This is a genomic window from Geothrix limicola, assembly GCF_030268085.1.
Lineage (GTDB): Bacteria > Acidobacteriota > Holophagae > Holophagales > Holophagaceae > Geothrix > Geothrix limicola.
This window is the reverse complement of the sequence record NZ_BSDE01000002.1, coordinates 199,498-216,561: the sequence shown is the minus strand read 5'-3', so window position 1 is coordinate 216,561 and position 17,064 is coordinate 199,498. Positions and strand designations below refer to the sequence as shown.

Annotated in this window: 18 protein-coding genes; 15 read left to right on the top strand and 3 right to left on the bottom strand. The window is 67.3% G+C overall.

Annotated features, from left to right (window positions below; all coding sequences use genetic code 11):
• Nucleotides 1-35 precede the first annotated feature (35 nt).
• Nucleotides 36-1,304 carry a M16 family metallopeptidase gene (locus QSJ34_RS06600; protein ID WP_285572021.1) on the top strand — a complete coding sequence of 423 codons (1,269 nt, stop codon included), beginning with the start codon at nt 36-38 and terminating at the stop codon, nt 1,302-1,304.
• Nucleotides 1,305-1,521: 217 nt separating this feature from the next.
• Here QSJ34_RS06600 and pdxR read toward each other — a convergent pair whose 3' ends face one another.
• The gene (pdxR, locus tag QSJ34_RS06595) at nt 1,522-2,991 is read right to left on the bottom strand and encodes a MocR-like pyridoxine biosynthesis transcription factor PdxR (RefSeq protein WP_285572018.1); all 1,470 of its coding nucleotides are present in this window, start codon (nt 2,989-2,991) and stop codon (nt 1,522-1,524) included.
• An 86-nt stretch (nt 2,992-3,077) separates the two neighbouring features.
• Between pdxR and QSJ34_RS06590 the strand changes: the two genes are divergently transcribed.
• Genes QSJ34_RS06590 through rlmN form a run of 4 tightly spaced genes read left to right on the top strand, consistent with a single transcriptional unit; the run spans nt 3,078 to nt 6,039 of the window.
• The gene (locus QSJ34_RS06590; RefSeq protein WP_285572016.1) at nt 3,078-3,518 is read left to right on the top strand and encodes a carboxymuconolactone decarboxylase family protein; all 441 of its coding nucleotides are present in this window, start codon (nt 3,078-3,080) and stop codon (nt 3,516-3,518) included.
• An 8-nt stretch (nt 3,519-3,526) separates the two neighbouring features.
• Entirely contained in the window at nt 3,527-3,988 is a 462-nt protein-coding gene (locus QSJ34_RS06585; protein WP_285572013.1) for a GNAT family N-acetyltransferase, read from the top strand.
• 36 nt (nt 3,989-4,024) lie between these two features.
• Nucleotides 4,025-4,918, top strand: coding sequence for a DMT family transporter (locus tag QSJ34_RS06580; protein ID WP_285572010.1), 894 nt, complete (start codon nt 4,025-4,027; stop codon nt 4,916-4,918).
• A 20-nt stretch (nt 4,919-4,938) separates the two neighbouring features.
• Nucleotides 4,939-6,039, top strand: coding sequence for a 23S rRNA (adenine(2503)-C(2))-methyltransferase RlmN (gene rlmN, locus QSJ34_RS06575; protein ID WP_285572009.1), 1,101 nt, complete (start codon nt 4,939-4,941; stop codon nt 6,037-6,039).
• 114 nt (nt 6,040-6,153) lie between these two features.
• Here the strand turns inward: rlmN and QSJ34_RS06570 are convergent, their stop codons facing one another.
• Both QSJ34_RS06570 and QSJ34_RS06565 read right to left on the bottom strand, forming a co-directional pair.
• A complete protein-coding gene (locus tag QSJ34_RS06570; protein WP_285572007.1) occupies nt 6,154-6,708 on the bottom strand; it encodes a metal-dependent hydrolase in 555 nt (184 codons plus the stop codon).
• A 160-nt stretch (nt 6,709-6,868) separates the two neighbouring features.
• Entirely contained in the window at nt 6,869-7,969 is a 1,101-nt protein-coding gene (locus QSJ34_RS06565) for a hypothetical protein (protein WP_285572004.1), read from the bottom strand.
• Nucleotides 7,970-8,156: 187 nt separating this feature from the next.
• Here QSJ34_RS06565 and dut point away from each other — a divergent pair, with 187 nt between their 5' ends.
• The 10 genes from dut to QSJ34_RS06515 all read left to right on the top strand — a co-directional run bounded on the left by dut (nt 8,157) and on the right by QSJ34_RS06515 (nt 17,061).
• The gene (dut, locus tag QSJ34_RS06560) at nt 8,157-8,612 is read left to right on the top strand and encodes a dUTP diphosphatase (RefSeq protein ID WP_285572001.1); all 456 of its coding nucleotides are present in this window, start codon (nt 8,157-8,159) and stop codon (nt 8,610-8,612) included.
• A 128-nt stretch (nt 8,613-8,740) separates the two neighbouring features.
• On the top strand, nt 8,741-9,454 hold the full coding sequence (locus tag QSJ34_RS06555; protein WP_285571999.1) for a dienelactone hydrolase family protein: 714 nt from the start codon (nt 8,741-8,743) through the stop codon (nt 9,452-9,454).
• A 125-nt stretch (nt 9,455-9,579) separates the two neighbouring features.
• On the top strand, nt 9,580-10,422 hold the full coding sequence (locus QSJ34_RS06550) for a helix-turn-helix domain-containing protein (protein WP_285571996.1): 843 nt from the start codon (nt 9,580-9,582) through the stop codon (nt 10,420-10,422).
• A 198-nt stretch (nt 10,423-10,620) separates the two neighbouring features.
• Nucleotides 10,621-11,883 carry a porin gene (locus QSJ34_RS06545; protein WP_285571993.1) on the top strand — a complete coding sequence of 421 codons (1,263 nt, stop codon included), beginning with the start codon at nt 10,621-10,623 and terminating at the stop codon, nt 11,881-11,883.
• Between the two features lie 66 nt (nt 11,884-11,949).
• On the top strand, nt 11,950-12,105 hold the full coding sequence (locus tag QSJ34_RS06540) for a twin-arginine translocase TatA/TatE family subunit (protein ID WP_285571991.1): 156 nt from the start codon (nt 11,950-11,952) through the stop codon (nt 12,103-12,105).
• A 79-nt stretch (nt 12,106-12,184) separates the two neighbouring features.
• Entirely contained in the window at nt 12,185-13,870 is a 1,686-nt protein-coding gene (locus QSJ34_RS06535; RefSeq protein WP_285571990.1) for an FAD-dependent oxidoreductase, read from the top strand.
• A gap of 104 nt (nt 13,871-13,974) precedes the next feature.
• On the top strand, nt 13,975-14,358 hold the full coding sequence (locus QSJ34_RS06530) for a cytochrome c3 family protein (RefSeq protein ID WP_285571988.1): 384 nt from the start codon (nt 13,975-13,977) through the stop codon (nt 14,356-14,358).
• Nucleotides 14,359-14,453: 95 nt separating this feature from the next.
• A complete protein-coding gene (tatA, locus tag QSJ34_RS06525) occupies nt 14,454-14,612 on the top strand; it encodes a twin-arginine translocase TatA/TatE family subunit (RefSeq protein ID WP_285571986.1) in 159 nt (52 codons plus the stop codon).
• Nucleotides 14,613-14,696: 84 nt separating this feature from the next.
• Nucleotides 14,697-15,467: a twin-arginine translocase subunit TatC gene (gene tatC / locus QSJ34_RS06520; RefSeq protein WP_285571983.1), complete on the top strand. Its 771-nt coding sequence runs from the start codon at nt 14,697-14,699 to the stop codon at nt 15,465-15,467.
• Between the two features lie 31 nt (nt 15,468-15,498).
• The gene (locus QSJ34_RS06515) at nt 15,499-17,061 is read left to right on the top strand and encodes a M28 family peptidase (RefSeq protein ID WP_285571980.1); all 1,563 of its coding nucleotides are present in this window, start codon (nt 15,499-15,501) and stop codon (nt 17,059-17,061) included.
• Nucleotides 17,062-17,064: the final 3 nt, after the last annotated feature.

The following is a 17,064-nucleotide window of genomic DNA, read 5'->3' as shown; positions in this document are numbered from 1 at the left end:
TCCGGCTCGGTCCCCCCAGCCTGTAAACTGGATGGATGGCTGAACTCACCCGCACCCTCACGCCCGAGGGCACCGAAATCCTCATCGAACCGCTGCCCCATGTGCGGAGCTGCGCGGTGGGCTTCTGGGTGCGCCGAGGCTCGCGCCACGAGGGCCCCGCTGAGGAGGGCCTGGCCCACTTCCTGGAGCACACGGTCTTCAAGGGCACGGAAGCCTACCCCACCCCCGATGAGCTGGCCGCCGCCACGGACCGCCTGGGCGGGCACGTGGACGCCTTCACGGGCAAGGAGGTGGCCTGCTTTTACGGCAAGGTGCTTTCCGATCAGCTGCCGGACCTGGTGCACCTGCTGGGCGAGCTGGTGACCGCACCGAGCTTCGACGCCGACGAGCTGGTGCGCGAGCGGGGCGTCATCCTCGAGGAGATCGCCCAGAGCGAAGACCAGCCTGACGACTGGGTGAGCGAGCTCTTCTACGGAGGCTTCTGGGAGGGCACGCCCCTGGCCCACCCCATCCTCGGAAGCCGGGAGCAGGTCTCGGCCTACGGCCCCGCCGAGGCCCGGGCCTTCTTCGACCACACCTACCGCGCCCCCAACCTCGTCATCGCGGCCGCCGGCGCCATCCAGACGGGCCCCTTCCTCGACCTGCTGAAGCCCATCCTCGACCGCCTGCCCAAGGGCGTATCGCAGGCGCCGAGCGCCCAGGCCCGGACCCGCCCCTTCGTTCTGAACGTGCCGCGCAAGGACTTGCAGCAGGCCAACCTCGTGATGGGCTTTCCCGCCCCGGATCACCATTCGCCGGATCGCGCGGCGGCCCACCTGCTGAGCCACGTGCTGGGCGGCGGCATGGCCTCGCGTCTCTTCATGGAACTGCGCGAGCGCCGCGGCCTCTGCTACCAGGTCGGCAGCTACCTGAGCCCCTACGCGGACACGGGCGCCCTGCAGATCAGCGCCAGCTGTGCGCCCGCCCAATTGCGCGAGCTGGTGCAGCGCACCATGGCCGAATGCGCGCGCGTACGCGCGCTGGGCGTGGAGGCCGACGAGCTTTCCCGCGCGAAGCTGCAGGCTCGCACGGGCCTCGTCTTCAGCCAGGAGAGCAGCAGCAGCCGCATGTTCAGCCTGGCCCACCAGGCCATCCACCAGGGCGAACTGCGCAGCCTCGATCAGCAGATGGCCGAGATCGAAGCCGTCACCCTCGACGACATGCTGCGGGTGGCCCGCGAGCTGCTGGATCCGGCCCAGCTGGGCCTCAGCGCCCTCGGCACCCGGCGCGGTTCCGACATCCGCCCGCAGGATCTGGTGGCCTGATCGCACAGCAGGGAACCGCGAAAATCCTGAAACGCCCTTCGGGCGCACGAAAAAGGGAATGGGTGCCTCTTTTCTGTATTCGCTCCACACCTTCCATGGTCAAAAACCTGAACCGCGAATGACGTGAATGTTCGCGAATGAAGTGGGGATGATCGTGCCTTGGGCAGAGGCGAATGCATGCCTGTCCGTCATTCGCGGTTCCCCGTACTTGCTTATTTCAGCACGGCAGGGCCCGGGCCAGGCGGCGGACGGCCTCTTCCAGTTCGCGCTCGTCCAACGAGGAGAAACCCAGGCGCAGGTTGGGCCGCGGGCGGTCGTGGAAATCGAAGCGGCGGCCGGTGTAGACGGCGATGCCGGCCTGCTGCGCGCGCTGGGCCCAGTGCTCCACGTCCACGGCGGGATCCACGCGCAGCCACAGGCTCATGCCGCCGGGGGGCAGGTCGAAGCTGGCGATGCCCGCGAGGTGCCGGTCGAGGGCCCCGGCCAGGGCCGTGCGGCGCGACAGGTAGGTCCGCCGCATCTTGCGGGCGTGGCGCTGCAGCAGGCCTTCTTCCAGCAGCTCGGCGGCGACCCGCTGCAGGGCCGGATCGCCTTGGCCGTCGGCGGCGGCGCGACGCGCGGCCAGGGTGTCCACGAGGGGCCGGGGGCCGCTGATAAAGCCGATGCGCAGGCCCGGCGCGAGGATCTTCGACAGGGTGCCCAGGTAGATCACGACGCCGCCCGGATCATCCCCGGCCAGAGGCAGCACGGGGCGGCCGTCGAAGTGGAATTCGTTGTCGTAGTCATCCTCCAGGATCGCCAGGCGGTGCTGGCGCGCCAGGTCCAGCAGGCGCAGGCGCCGCGCGGCGCCCATGGTGACCGTGGTGGGGAACTGATGGTGGGGCGTGAGGTAGACGGCGCGAAGCGGGCCCGACTGAAGGGCCTTCTCCAGGGCCTCGACCCGGAGGCCGGCCTCGTCCACGGGCACCGGCACCAGCTCCGCGCCGGCGGCGCGTAGGGTGGTCCAGGCCGTGGGGTAGCCGGGATCCTCCACGGCCACGCGGTCACCGGGACGGATGAGGGTGCGGGCCACCAGATCGAGGGCGCCCTGGCTGCCGGCGGTGATGAGCACGCGGTCCGCCGTGACCGCCAGTCCGCGCATCTCCGAGAGCAGGCGGGCCAGGGCCGTGCGCAGGCGCGGTTCGCCATGGGCGTCGCCGTAGCCCAGCAGGGAGGGCTCCTCGAGGGCGCGCCGGTAGGCCCGGGCTAGCAGATCCGTTGGTACCAGGCGCAGGTCCGGCAGCCCGCCGCCGAAGCTGAGCAGGTGGGCGGGATGCTCGAGGGCGCGAAGCTGGGAAGGCGCGGAATTGGGGCCTTCCAGATCGTAGCCCGGGCCCTCGTCGGCCCTGGTTCCTCGACGACGGTTCGGGGATGGCCCCTCGGGTAGATCTCCGGCCACGCGCGTCGTGCGCTGTTCGGAATGGATCCAGCCCTCGGCCTCCAGCTCGCGGTAGGCCGCCAGCACGGTGTTGCGGTGGACGCCCAGGGTCTGGGCCAGGCTGCGGGAACCGGGCAGGGGATCGCCGGGCCGGAGGCGGCCCCGGCGGATGTCGCCGCGGATGGCCTGGGCGATCTGCTGGAAGACGGGATTCCGCGGGCCCGATTCGGGGCCGGACTGCAGGGCGACGGGGAAGGTCCAGGGGCGCATGGTCTAGTCCGAATTTCAAAAGTGGATCTTTTCAGTGTGCCATACGGGGCCATTCTGGAAGGGCCGACCAGGCTTCCGGAGTTTCCATGCGCACGTCCAAACCCCATCCCGAATTCGCCCCCGCGGGCTTCCAGGGCTTCCTCCAGGTGGTCCGCTACCTGCACAACAGCAGCCTGGATCCGGCCCTCAAGCACCTGATCGAGCTGCGGGCTTCGCAATTGAACGGCTGCGCCTACTGCATGGACATGCACGCCACCGACGCCCTCAAGGGCGGCGAGACCCAGCGCCGCCTGAACCTCGTGGCTGCCTGGCGGGAAGCGCCCTGCTTCACGCCCCGCGAACGCGCGGCCCTGGCCTGGACCGAAGCCCTCACGGAACTGGGCCGCCACGGCGTGGACGACGCCCTCTTCGAGGCCACCCGCCAGCATTTCAGCGAGCAGGAGGTGGTGGATCTCACCTACGCCATCGCGCTCATCAACGCCTGGAACCGCCTGGGCGTGGGCCTCCTGCCCGATCTTCCCGAGTGAGGATTCGCATGACAGAAGCCATCACCTACCATCCGGACTGCTGCCCCGGCGTGGAGGCCATCCGTGCCCTCTATGCCGCCGCGCCTCTGCGCCGCCCGGTCCACCAACCCGAGCGAATCCGCCGCATGTTCGAGGGTTCCAACGTCGTGATCTCGGCCTTCGTGGGGGAGCGCCTGGTGGGCCTGCTGCGGGGCTGGACGGACTTCGTCTACGACGGCTACATCTGCGACCTGGCCATCCACCCGGCCTATCAGAACGCCGGCGTGGGGCGCCGCTTGCTGGACGAGGCCCTGCGCATCGGCGACGGCGTCCAGTGGGTGCTGCTGGCCTCGCCCATCGCCAAGGACTACTACGCCCACGTGGGCTGGGAGAAGGTGGAGAACGGCTGGAAGGTCGCCCGCGGCGGCTGGAACCCACCCAGCCTCGAAGCCTTCCAGGCCGAACACGCCGACTTGGCGGCAAAGGCATGACAGTCCCTCGCGGGCCCAGTGCGATGATGGCCCCCCATGAATAACCTCACGCTCTACCTCGCCTCCGTGCTCATCTGGGGATCCACGTGGATCGCCATCACCTTCCAGTACGGCCGCGTGGCACCCGAAGTCTCCGTGGCCTACCGCTTCGGCCTCGCCGCCCTGATTCTGCTGGTCTGGTGCCTGCTCCGCGGCCTCAACCTGCGCTTTTCAAAGCGCGAGCACGGCTGGATCGCCCTCCAGGGGGCGACCATGTTCGGGATGAACTACGTCTTCGTCTACCTGGCGGAACAGCGCATCCCCTCGGGCCTCATGGCCGTGATCTTTTCGCTCATGGCGATCATGAACCTGCTGGGCGCGCGGGTCTTCTTCGGCACGGCCCTGCCTCGGAAAGCCTTGTGGGGTGCGGTGCTCGGCGTGACCGGCGTGGGTCTCATCTGCCTGCCCGGCGCCGCCGGATCGCTCTACGGCGCCGGCATCCGCACGGGCCTGATCCTCGCCCTGGCGGGCACGGTGGCCGCGAGTTTCAGCAACCTCATCTCCCAGCGCAACCAGCGCTCGGGCATCCCGGTGGTGCAGGGCAACGCCCTGGGCATGAGCTACGGCGCCCTCTTCGTCGCCTCCTACTGCGCCCTGGCGGGGCGTCCCTTCCTTTTCGATCTCTCGCTGCGCTACGTGGGATCGCTGGCCTTCCTCGCGGTATTTGGATCGATCCTCGCCTTCGGCGCCTACCTCACGCTGGTGGGACGCATCGGCGCGGGCCGCGCGGGCTACGCCATGGTGGTGATCCCCGTGGTGGCCCTGGCGCTCTCCACGGTGATGGAGGGCCTCCATTGGCACGCCTGGCTGGTGGTGGGCGTCGCCCTCTGCCTGCTCGGCAACGTTCTCGTTCTGCCCAAGGCACCCCGGGCTGAAGAAAGCCCGGCCTGAACGCCCGGTAGAATGGTTGAATGACGAGAATGGCCGCCATGCCCTGGGATCAGCCCGCCCCTGAACGGGAGGGGCTGCCCTCGGCCTGGTCGCTGTTTCCCGAAGACCTGGAGGCCCTCGGCTGCCCCGGCAGCGCCCTGGAGACCTTCCGCCGACTGCACCGGCCCTGGACCTGGAAGGACGGCGCGCCGGAGCTGGGCGTGAGCATCCGCCGCTGGTTGTCGGGCGTGGCCGACCTGAACCTGCCGCGCCTCGCGGAGAAGCAGCCTTCCGAAGACGGCTCCACCAAGCTGGCGCTGGAACTGGCGGACGGCAAGCGCATCGAGGCCGTGCACATGCCGCGCAAGGTGCGCAACCCGCGCGTGACCTACTGCATCTCCAGCCAGGTGGGCTGCGCCATGGGCTGCACTTTCTGCGCGACGGGCAGCATGGGCATCCTGCGCAACCTGCAGCCCGGCGAGATCCTGGGCCAGGTGCTTTCGCTCATGAGCGAACTGGGCCCGGACCGCGGGCACCTGCTCACGCTCGTCTTCATGGGCATGGGCGAGCCCCTGCACAACCTGGACAACCTGCACCGCGCGATCCGCCTCATGTGCCACCCCGCGGGCCTGGGCCTGGGGAAGAACCGCATCACCGTGAGCACCTCGGGCCTGGTGAGCGGCATCGAGAAGCTGGCCTTGTTGGAGCCGCGTCCCCTGCTGGCCCTCAGCCTCAACGCCACCACGGACGAGGCGCGCAGTCGCACCATGCCCGTGAATCGCGTGTGGAACCTGGCGCGCCTGCGGCGGGCCCTGGACACATGGGGCGCCAAACGCGGCGAGAAGTTCTGCTTCGAGTACGTGCTGCTGGCGGGCGAGAACGACACCGAAGCCGATGCGGAGCGCCTGGCGGACTGGCTGGGCGACCTGCGCTCGGGCCACAACCTGAACCTCATCCCCATGAACGAACACGCCGCCAGTTCCTTTCACCAGCCCAGCGAGGACCGCGTGCAGCAGTTCGCCGAATGGCTGAAGGCCCGGGGATGCTTCGTCACCGTGCGCCGCAGCCGGGGCCGGGACGTGCAGGGCGCCTGCGGGCAGCTGGTGAAGGGGAAGGCCGGCAGCCCGACTGAAAATACGTGAACCGCGAATGACGCGAATGGGCGCGAATGAAAAACGAGGAATCTATTGGGATTTTTTTATTCGCGTGGCCGAAGGGCGATTCGCGTCATTCGCGGTTGATCGCTTTTGGCAAGATCAGGGAGTGTCCTCGGAACCTTGCCACCTCAGCCTCGCCCACTGGATGAGGCGGGGCGCGGCGAAGATGAGGGCGGCGGGAATGCCGATCCACACGAGTTCGGTGCCCAGGGAGAAGAGCAGCCAGTCGAGCAGCTTGCCCGACAGGGGGATGGGCGAGACGAAGATGGGCTGCCAGACGCAGACGAAGCGGGCCGCGGAGAAGGGCAGCAGGAAAGCCACGCCCGTGCCTCCGAAGGTGCAGGCATCCAGCAGGCCGTGGGAGAAGGCCGCCATCAGCATGCAGGCCCAGTGCCTTGGACTGCGGAGCTGATCCCGGAAGCCGAGGAGCATGGCGGCGGCGGCGATGAGCAGGGCGGCGAGGAGGGAATGGCTCAGGCCCCGGTGGCTGAGGCTGCTGTGATCCGCGAAACCCAGGAAATCCGTGAACCAGTCCAGATCCGGCGCCACGGCGCAGGCCATGGCCAGGGCCCAGGTCCGGCGGGGGGGCCGGCTTTGCGTGGTGGCCGCGCTGATGGCCAGGCCCGCGAGGGCGTGTCCGAAGAGGGAGGACATGGGGGTTCCAGGGGGATGAAGCGACAGACTCGGCTCTGAGGGAACCGAAACCTTCTTGCGGGGCCTGGCCGATGGAAAAGCAGATGCGACGATCGGCAAAGCCGGAACTTCCATGGTACCGCCAGGGGCCGGAGGGGTCCAGCCTGGCAAGATGGAGGGGTTATTCCACGACGGCGAAGACCACCTTGTCGTTCTTGAAGCGGGGCGGGGCGAGCAGTTCCACCGTGGCGGTCTGCCGGTCGGCGCTGAGGGTGAGGCGGTAGTGCTCGCCGGCCACATAGGAGCCGGGGACCAGGCTCACCTGGCTGATCTGCTTCAACCCGAGGTCGCGGGCCTGGATGACCAGCGTGGTGCCAGCGCGCAGATCCAGATGCTGGGTGAAGACCGCGTCCCGCCAGTTGGGGCCCGAATGATCCTTGCCGATGAAGGGCACCTCGATGATGCCTTCGGTCTCCAGCCTGTCCCGCACGCCCACCAGGTAGTGCAGGGAATTGAGCCGGGCCGCCTGCTGGGCGTTCTCGGATTGCAGCTGGTTGCGCCCTTCGAGGAAGGCCCTGCGCTCCTCCTGGATGGCCCGGATCTCCGCCTCGATCTGCCGTCGCTGGCCTTCGAGTTGGCTCAGCTCCTTCTGCAGGCGGCGGCCGGTGGCCACGGCCTGGTCCCGCTCGCTGGCCAGGTCCGGATCCTGGTGGGCCAGCTCCCGCGGGGAGATCCAGGCCCTGCCCTGGGACACCCAGGTGCCGTACTGGCCGTGGACGTAGAAGTGGTAGACCTCGAAGCCCGGGACTAGGCGCTCTGAGATGGGCACGTGGTTGAGGGCCCTGCGGGCATCATCCTCCGACAGGCCCTGGCCCTTCAAAAAACGGAGGGCCAGTCCGTAGTGGCTGTCGTTGGGCCGTACGATCTCGGGCTCGGGCAGGGCGGCCCTGAGGCCAGTCAGGTGGTCGTTCAGGGCCCGGAGCTCCACGTCCTTGTCCAGGATTTCGCGGAGGAGGCCCCGGCGTGAATTGTCCTTCTCGGCCCTTACGCGGGCCTCCAGGGCCTGCTTCTGCTCGGCCGTGAGCAGCATGAGCTCCGTGCCGGGAGTCAGGCCCTTGATCCGGGCCAGGTCGAGCCGCCGGAACTGCGCGCTCCAGGCCTGCCGCAGCAGCTGGGCGGCCTCGTCGGCCTGGGAGGCTTGCTCGGTAAGGGCGCGGATCTGGGGATCCTCGCGCTTGCAGGCCAGGGGGGTCACCAGCAGGAGGGCCGGCAGGGAAGCCATGAGGCCCCTGGCGCGTCGCTGGCCGCCGCAGGTCCCTCCGCTCATCCCACCCCTGATCCCACCTCTGATCAATGAATTCCCCCAAGGACAGCCCGGAACATCCGGGCAACCTTCGAGTGTATTCAGGCCGCCGAAGGGATCCGCGATTTCTCTTTGCGACCGGGGCCCTTCTGTGGAGTCTTTTCCTATGCGCATTCCCGTTCACCAGCTTCCCCACGGCCTCGGCCTCGACCTTCCTGCCGCCGCCACGCCCCACGCCGCGGGCATGGATCTGCGCGCCGCCATTCCCGAGGGCCACACCTGGACCCTGGCCCCGGGCCAGCGCCGTCTGGTGCCGACGGGCCTCGTGATGGCCATTCCGCCGGGCTTCGAAGGCCAGGTGCGGCCCCGCTCGGGCCTGGCCCTGCGCCACGGCCTCACGGTGCTCAACGCTCCCGGCACCATCGACGCGGACTACCGCGGCGAGGTGCAGGTGCTGCTCATCAACCACGGCGAAACGCCCTTCGAGCTGCAGCGCGGCGAACGCATCGCCCAGCTCCTCGTGGCGCCTGCGGCCAGCTGGACCTGGGTGCCCGAACCCAGCGTCGAGGCCCTGGGCGACACCGAGCGCGGCGGCGGCGGCTACGGCAGCACGGGACGCTGATCCTGGAAAAGGGTTGCGTTTCTGTTCCGCTGGATCGCCGGTCGGAACCGCTATAGCATCGGTCTCCCATCCCAGGAGGTTCTATGCGTCTGGCCGCCCTTGCCCTCTCTCTTTTGGAGCTTCCTGTGATGGCTGGCCAACCCCTGAACTACGCGGACGGCGCCACGAAACTCGCGGGTTACCTCGCGCGGCCCGAGGCCGCCAAGGGGAAGGCGCCGGGCGTGGTGGTGGTGCACCAGTGGATGGGCCTCACGGATCACGAGCGCAAGGTTTCCGACGACCTGGCCCGCTTGGGCTACGTGGCCCTGGCGGCGGATATCTACGGCGAAGGGGTGCGTCCCAAGGACACGGCCGAAGCCGGCAAGATCTCGGGTGCGTTCAAGGGCGACCGCGCCCTCTACCGGCGCCGCATCGCTGCGGCCCTCGACACGCTCAAGGCGCAGAAGGGCGTGGATGCCGGACGCCTGGCCGTTATCGGCTTCTGCTTCGGCGGCACCGGAGCCCTGGAAGCCGCCCGCGCGGGCCTGCCGGTGAAGGGCGTCGTATCCTTCCACGGCGGGTTGGACGTGCCCGCGGGCTTTGAACCCGGCCCCATCTCCGCCAAGGTGCTGGTCTGCCACGGGGCCGATGATCCCTTCGTGCCCGCCAAGGATGTGGCCGCCTTCCAGGAGGAGATGCGGAAGGCCAAGGCCGACTACGTCTTCGTGGCCTACGCGGGGGCCGTGCACGCCTTCACGCAGAAGGAGGCGGGCAGCGACAACAGCAAGGGCGCGGCCTACAACGAGGCGGCCCACCGGCGGAGCTGGCAGCACATGAAGAATTTCTTCCAGGAAATCTTCTAGCTCGGTCCGGAGTGCTTGAGCGAATCCGCCCCACGGGTGGTTGGCCCTCGGGTAGGGGCTTGTAATCGACAACCCACTGGACAAAATAGACCTCGAAGGTATTTATGCCTTCCGGAAGTTCCATTATGGATACGCTCTTCTCGGTCTGGCCCCTCGACGAACGCAGCAACCTGAACTGGCGCTTGGGGGAACCTGCGCTCCACTGCCACCCCTTCCACCAGGTCTTCTTCGTTACCGAGGGCACCGGCACCCACTGGGTGGATGGCGAGGAAACCCGTATCCACGGGCCCTGGGTGATGCTGGTGGCCAAGGGCAAGACGCACCTCTATCTTCCGGATGTGCAGGCCGCCGGCTGGATGTTCGATTTCGGCGAGGACTTCCTGGATGCCGACGCCTCGTGGCTGTTCTCGGACTTCCTCGCCTCGCCGAATCTTCCGTTGCCCAAAGACGAACTCTTCCAGCAGGCCTCCATCCTGGCCCGGCTCATCTGGGACCTGGGGAAGATCAAGAACGACGAAGCGCGTCCCGTGTTGCGCCATCTACTGTCGGCCTTCCTCCACCTGCTCCAGGGGCGGATTCGCGAACAGGCTGCGCACAAGGAGGCGCACCGGACCTCCGACTTCAAGCTTTTCCAGGCCTTCCTGCGGCTGCTGGACGCCAGCTTCGCGGCTGAGAAGGAGGTCGAGTTCTACGCCAGGAAGCTGCGTTGCACGACTCGCAGCCTGGCCTCCGCCTGCAGGCTCGTCCTCGGCAAGAAACCCCAGAGTCTCATCAACGAGCGCTGTATGCTGGAAGCCAAGCGGCTGCTGCTCCACTCGGATCTGAGCATCCAGCAGATCGCTGCGGAGCTGGGCTGCGAGGACCAGTCGAACTTCACCAAGGCCTTCCGAAAGGCCACGGGGGAGACGCCCTCCAAGTTCCGGAAGTCACGAATCCTGATCCAGCCCGGCTCTGGCACGAAGAGCTAAGGCCCGCCGGAGCACCCCCTCCGCGTGGATCCGGCTCGTCTGATCCGGGATTTACCAAAATTTGGTCGCCGCGTACCAGGAGGAAAAGGCCTTCCGGAGCTAATCTCTGGCCATGTCATGGGTAATAGAAAACCCATGAGTCGTCATTAGCTAAAACAGTTGAAATGTTGCCACTTGGCAACCTGACGGAGGTCTGTCGTGACATCGAATAAAACCCTTCTTTTCACCCTGGCGGGCGCTTGCGCGCTTCCGCTAAGCCTGTCGGCGCAGGCGAGCGAGCTGCAGATCTACGGCACGTTCCTGCCATTCGTGGACCATGTGAAGACCAGTGGCGCCACGGCGCCGGGCCTCTCTCCCGCCAATGGCGGCGCCACCCAGGTGGCGGCCTCGGCCTACACGGGCGACCTGGGTAACCTGCCGGCGCGGAACCGCATAACCTCGGGCACCTCGAACCTGGGCTTCAGGGGCAGCTACAAGGTGAGCGAGGATCTGAAGATCATCTGGCAGATCGAAAGCGCCGTGAGCCCTGATGGTGATGCGCCCAACAGCCTGACCAGCCGCAACAGCGCCCTGGGTCTGGAGGGTAGCTGGGGCCGGGTGTTCTTCGGCAACTGGGACACGCCCTACAAATACCCGCTGCTCTTCGTGGGCGCGCTGCGGGGCCTGAACCCCTTCGACAATGCACTGACGGCCAATCCCGGCTTCAACGTGCCCGGCACCACCACCCAGAACGGACGGGCGAACACCTCGGCGGACGCGGCCTTCAACCGCCGACAGGGGAACAGCATCCAGTATTGGAGCCCCGTGGTGAACGGCTTCTCGGGCCGGATCGCCTACTCGGTGAACGAGGGCAAGAACACCGCCACCACGACGTTGCCTTCGGTCAGCCCGGACCTGTGGTCGGCGCTGCTGAGCTACAAGGCGGGCGCCTTCAACATCAGCTACGGGTTCGAGCGACACAACGACTATTTCGGCCTCGCTCAGCTGGGTGGTTCTGCGGGTGCCACGGCCACCAACACCGGTTCCAAGGATGTGGGCCACGAGCTGGTGGCCAGCTACGGGTTCAGCACGGGCACGAAGGTCTCGGCCATCGTGGAACGGCTGAGCTACGACTCGGACGACACGGTGGTGGGCAAGGTGAACCACTACGAGCGAGACGCGTGGTACGTGCTGGTGCAGCAGCGCTGGGGCGCCCACCAGCTGTTCGGGGCCTATGGCAAGGCGAACGCCGGCAGCGCGACGCTGGTGGGCGGAGGCCCCGTGACGACGAATGGCCTGGGCGGCGCGCAATGGAGCGCGGGCTACACCTACAGCCTGACGAAGACGGCGGACCTCTACACGTCCGTCTACGGGATGACCAACGAGCGGTCCGCGACCTACGCCTTGTTCCCGCCCGTGGGCAGGGTCGCCCCCGGCGCCTCCACCACCGGCTTCGGTCTCGGCATCCTCTACACCTTCTGAGGGGCCGGCGGAGGCGGCCCAGCCTACCGCTTTCGCGACCCGACACCACACCCTACGGAGTACACCATGGGCAACTTGGGTATGACAGAAATCCTGTTGATCGGCGCGGCACTGCTGATCTTCTTCGGCCCTTCGCGGCTGCCCGAACTGGGCAAGTCCCTGGGCAAGAGCATTCAGGAATTCAAGAAGGCCGGCCGCGAGATCACGGACCCGGCCAAGTAGCCAGGGAGCAGGGCGGGCGGTTCCATTCCGCCTGCCCCGACCCTGTGACATGAACCCGTCCATCAAGGAGGCATGAGGCATGAGTCAGGACCATTTCCAGGAAGACCAGGAAACAGATCAATACACGAAGCAGACCATCGAGAACGGTTTCTCGCGTCGGAGCTTTCTGTCTCGGGCTGCCGGAGGAGCGGCCGCCGCGGGTCTCTTCGGGCTTTCCAGCCTGCCGGCTGCGGCCGCGGGACCCACGAAAACCAAGGATCTGGAGTTCGCAACGAGCACGGATGGGGGAGCCACGCTTTCCTTCCTTCCCAAACCCAAGCCCATCCGCGACCGCGAGATCGCGGAAACCCTGACCTTCGATGTCGTGGTGGTCGGTGCGGGCGCATCGGGCGTTCCCGCGGCCCTTTCGGCGGCTGAGAATGGCGCCAAGGTGGCGGTGATCCAGAAGGCGCCCTTCGCCCTCTCCCAGGGCAACACGGGATCCGGCGTCGATCTGGCCACGAGCGAGAAGGCCGGCATCGAGGCGCTGGTCGCGAGGCTCATCGCCGACAGCAATCACCGCTGCAATCCCAAGCTCATCCGGCAGTGGGCCTACCACTCGGGCGAGGCAGTGCGTTGGGTCATCGACCGCGCCAGGCAAGGGGGCTCTCCGGTTGTGGACCAGGGCAGTCCCGCCCAGCGGGCCATCCTCAAGGTCAACGGCTACAGCATGGGTTACGTCACCTCCTTCTTTGGACCGAAACCCTATACCACCGGTGACGGCATGCGCCACCTCGCCAAAACCGCCGAGAAGGCCGGTGTCCGGTTCTTCTACCGCACCCCCGCGGTCCAGCTCGTGCAGAACAAAGCCGGTGAAGTCCTGGGCGTGATCGCCAAAGGTCCCAATGGGAAGTACACGAAATTCCTAGCCAAGAAGGGCGTGATCCTGGCCACGGGCGACTACCAGAACAACAAGGCCATGTCCGACTACTTCGTGCCCGATGTGAAGCACCTGGAGCGCAAGCAGCTCGACAAGACCGGCGATGGCTTCGCCCTGGCCTACTGGGCCGGCGGGGTGATCGAGCCCATCGGCCACACCAAGATGCTTCACGACTTCGACGCGGGACCAGCCTCCATGTGCGACATGCCGTTCCTGGCCGTGGACCGCAAGGGCCGGCGCTTCGTGAACGAGACCGTGGAGATGTCCCTGCTCAACAACTACCTTCGCGACGCCGAGAACGCCGGACACTACTCCCAGATCTTCGATTCGAACTACATGACCCAGGCCGCGACCTGGCCGGGCAAGCTGGTACCGCCCGAGGGCCTGAAGAACTACATGCCCGATGATCCAAGCCCCAAGAAGGGCGTGTTCGAGTCACAGGTCAATACGCACGTGGCCGACACGATCGAAGAGCTCGCCCGGAAGCTCGAGGCGGACCCCGCGATCCTGGTCGCCACGGTCAAGCGCTACAACGAGGTGGTCGCCTCAGGCAAGGACAGCGACTTCGGCAAACCCGCCGACCGCCTGATTCCCGTCGTCAAGGCGCCCTTCTACGGCATCCACCGTCGTGTCCGCGTTTCCGCCATCTGCTCCGGCATGCTGGTGGACGAGAACCACCAGGCCCTGAACGCCGAGGGCAAACCCATCAAGGGGTTGTTCCTGATCGGCAACCTCGGAGGCGGGTTCTACGGCGGGGTGGATTACCCGCTCACCGTCTTCGGCCTCTCGCTGGGGCGCTGCTACACCTTCGGGTACCTCACCGGAAAGCATGTCGCCAAGCTCTAGACCCAAGCTCTAGGCCGAGGCCCGGGAGGTCCCTCCAACGATCCATTCCAAGCTGAGGAGGCCCCCCGACCGCCTTCTCAAAAGACGCCACGATGGGAGAAGAAATGAAACAGATGATCGTTCCAAAACAGGCTGCCGCACTCCTGGTGCTGCTCCTGACCGCCTTGCCCGGGGGCAGTCTCGCCGCCGGGCCCGTTGTGAAGGGTCAGGTGGCTCGCACATCCAAGCACGCCACCCAGGGGATCACCTGCGCCCAGTGTCACGGGAAGGCTGCCAAGAAGTCGGTTGTGGCGATGCAGCAGTGCCTCGGCTGCCATGGGGACACGAAGGAACTCGCCGCGCGGACCGCCCAGGTCAAGCCGACGAATCCCCACGAGAACCGCCACTTCGGCACGGAGGCAGATTGCAACCGCTGCCACCACGAACACGCGACCTCGGAGAACCTCTGCCTGCCCTGCCATCTGCGGTTCGGTTTCAAGGTTCCCTGATCCGGCATAGCGTTAGGGGCGGGGCTCTGGCCTCGTCCATTTCAGTCTCCCGCTGGTGGGTCGACCGTCCCACAGCACCCTCCCTGGAGTCCACGATGGGCAACCTCGGCATGATGGAAATCCTTCTGATCGGCCTCGCGCTGCTGATCTTTTTTGGGCCCTCCCGCTTGCCGGAACTGGGCAAGAGTCTGGGCAAGGGCATCCAGGAGTTCAAGAAGGCCAGCAAGGAGCTGACGGATTCCGTGAAGGAATGACGCCGTCATCGACCGCGGGAAACAGCCCATGAATCTCCACCGCCCGGCCTCCCTCGGGGCCGGGCGCTTTTCTGATCGGACACCATGCCCATTCCGGCCACGCCGCCTGAAAAGATGAGCTTCTGGGAGCACCTGCATGAACTGCGGGTGCGCCTCGTGCGGTCTCTTCTCGCGGTGGCGGTGGTCTTTGCCCTCACCTACGCGTTCCGCTTCAAGCTGTGGATCTGGGCCCAGCGACCCTTCCTGGAGGCCATGGCGCGCCAGACGGGCAAGGCCGTCTCCAGCCTCGATCCCTTCGCCTTCACCGACCTCACAGAACCCTTCTTTAGCATGATGCGGCTCTCGCTTTGGACGGCGGCCTTCCTCGCGGCGCCCTTCCTCTTCTACCAGGTGTGGGCCTTCATCCGGCCAGGCCTGCTGCCTCAGGAACGCCGCCTCGTCATCCCCTTCGTGCTGGTGACCTCGGGCTGCTTCATGGCGGGCGCGGCCTTCGCCTACAAGCAGGCCTTCAGGTTCCTGGGCGACATCCTGTTCCAGGAGGCGGCCTCCGCGGGCCTGCGGGCGAACCTGCACGCTTCCGATTACCTCGACCTGTTCATCTCCACCACGCTCATCACGGGCCTGATGTTCGAACTGCCCGTGCTGTTCTTCTTCCTGGCGCGCTTCCGCATCGTGACCGCGAGGCTGATGCTGAAGTACTGGCGCCACGCCACCCTGGCCATCCTGATCTTCAGCGCCTTCTTCACGCCGGGTGATGTGGTCGTCACCACCCTCTTCTTCAGCGTGGTGCTGCTGGGCCTCTACGTGATTTCCGTCATCGTCGCTTGGATCGCCGAGCCCCGATCGGCCAAATAGGCGGCACCATAAGGGATCCATGGAGGCCGCCTTGCGACCCGTTATCTGCGCTGTTCTCGCCGGCCTCTTCCTGATGGCCCAGGTTCCGAAGCAGGGGCCAAAGGAGGGGGCAGGGGTGGACGAATCCGCGCTGCGGGCCCACCTCGCCTTCCTCGCTGATGAGGTGATGGAGGGCCGCGGCACGGGGCAGCGGGGCGGGGAGCTGGCCGTGCGCTACCTGGAAACCCAGCTGCAGGTTCTGGGCCTCATCCCCGCCCAGGGCGCGAGCTACCGCCAGTCCGTGAAACTGGCCGGCGTCCGGCTGGATGCGGCCGCCAGCGGCCTTCGCTTCGAGGGGCCGAAGGGCGCGCTGGCGCCTTCCTTGGGCTCGGACCTGGTGATGGGTGCGGCCTCGGCGGAGAATGCCACGGCGGTGGACGCGCCCCTGGTCTTCGTGGGCCATGGCATCACGGCGAAGGATGGCAGCCGGGACGATTTCAAGGGCATGGATGTGCGAGGGCGGATCCTCGTGATGCTGGTGGGGGATCGCCACAGCGGGCCGCCCATGCCCCTCTGCTGCGAGGCGGAAAACCTCGATGGGCGCTGGACCACCAAGTTCGAAGAGGCCCGCCGCCGCGGTGCCGCGGGCGCGCTGCTGGTGCATACGGATGCCTCCGCGGGCTACGGCTGGCCGGTGGTACGCAACGGGTGGACCCAGGAACGCTTCCAGCGCGAGGGCGCGGGACAGGCCGGCGCCGTGCAGGGCTGGATCACCGAGGCCACGGCCAACCGCCTCTTCGCCCTGGCCGGCCAGGATTTCCGGTCGCTGGCGGCCGGCGCAGACACGCTGTCCTTTCGGCCCGTGGCGCTGCCCATCCAGGCCAGGGGCCGGCTGAGCTCGTTGGTGCGAACCCTGGAGCAGTGGAACGTGGCCGGCATCCTGCCCGGCACCGATCCGGAGCTGAAGCGGGAGCTGGTGATCTACTCGGCCCACTGGGACCACTTCGGCAAGGGGCCGGACGGGGCCATCTACGCCGGGGCCGTGGACAATGCCTCGGGTTGCGCTGCGGTGCTGGCCCTGGCCCAGACTCTGGCTCGCCAACCCCTGAAGCGCAGCGTGATGTTCCTCTTCCCCTGCGCCGAGGAGCAGGGCCTGCTGGGCACTTCCGCCTACGTGGCCGCGCCCCTCTGGCCTTTGGAACGCACGGTGCTCGACATCAACCTCGAAAGCCTCAACGTGGTGGGCCCCACCCGGGACATCGGCCTGCTGGGTTCGAAGGAACCGGGGCTTCGCGCCCTCTGCGCTCAGGCCGCCGCGGCCACCGGGCTGATCCTCTCGCCGGCCAAGGCCGATCCCGCCGGTCTCTGTTTCCGCTCCGATCACTTCCCGTTCATGAGGGCCGGCGTGCCGGCCCTGTCGCCTGGCTTCTCGCTGGATGGCGGTTGGGACTACCTGGGCGACAAGGCCGCGGCCCAGGCCAAGGCTTCGGATTTCCTCAACCACTACCACCGGCCCTCGGACCGCTATGATCCCGCCTGGAACCTGGCGGGCCTAATGCAGCAGGTCCACTTCGCGCTGGAGCTGGGCCGATTGGCGGGCACGGCCCACCGTTGATCC

Coding starts and splice junctions, on each gene's coding strand:
- QSJ34_RS06600 (WP_285572021.1), top strand. CDS start 36: ATGGCTGAACTCACCCGCACCCTCACGCCCGAGGGCACCGAAATCCTC.
- pdxR (WP_285572018.1), bottom strand. CDS start 2,991: ATGCGCCCCTGGACCTTCCCCGTCGCCCTGCAGTCCGGCCCCGAATCG.
- QSJ34_RS06590 (WP_285572016.1), top strand. CDS start 3,078: ATGCGCACGTCCAAACCCCATCCCGAATTCGCCCCCGCGGGCTTCCAG.
- QSJ34_RS06585 (WP_285572013.1), top strand. CDS start 3,527: ATGACAGAAGCCATCACCTACCATCCGGACTGCTGCCCCGGCGTGGAG.
- QSJ34_RS06580 (WP_285572010.1), top strand. CDS start 4,025: ATGAATAACCTCACGCTCTACCTCGCCTCCGTGCTCATCTGGGGATCC.
- rlmN (WP_285572009.1), top strand. CDS start 4,939: ATGACGAGAATGGCCGCCATGCCCTGGGATCAGCCCGCCCCTGAACGG.
- QSJ34_RS06570 (WP_285572007.1), bottom strand. CDS start 6,708: ATGTCCTCCCTCTTCGGACACGCCCTCGCGGGCCTGGCCATCAGCGCG.
- QSJ34_RS06565 (WP_285572004.1), bottom strand. CDS start 7,969: ATGGCTTCCCTGCCGGCCCTCCTGCTGGTGACCCCCCTGGCCTGCAAG.
- dut (WP_285572001.1), top strand. CDS start 8,157: ATGCGCATTCCCGTTCACCAGCTTCCCCACGGCCTCGGCCTCGACCTT.
- QSJ34_RS06555 (WP_285571999.1), top strand. CDS start 8,741: ATGGCTGGCCAACCCCTGAACTACGCGGACGGCGCCACGAAACTCGCG.
- QSJ34_RS06550 (WP_285571996.1), top strand. CDS start 9,580: ATGGATACGCTCTTCTCGGTCTGGCCCCTCGACGAACGCAGCAACCTG.
- QSJ34_RS06540 (WP_285571991.1), top strand. CDS start 11,950: ATGGGCAACTTGGGTATGACAGAAATCCTGTTGATCGGCGCGGCACTG.
- QSJ34_RS06535 (WP_285571990.1), top strand. CDS start 12,185: ATGAGTCAGGACCATTTCCAGGAAGACCAGGAAACAGATCAATACACG.
- QSJ34_RS06530 (WP_285571988.1), top strand. CDS start 13,975: ATGAAACAGATGATCGTTCCAAAACAGGCTGCCGCACTCCTGGTGCTG.
- tatA (WP_285571986.1), top strand. CDS start 14,454: ATGGGCAACCTCGGCATGATGGAAATCCTTCTGATCGGCCTCGCGCTG.
- tatC (WP_285571983.1), top strand. CDS start 14,697: ATGCCCATTCCGGCCACGCCGCCTGAAAAGATGAGCTTCTGGGAGCAC.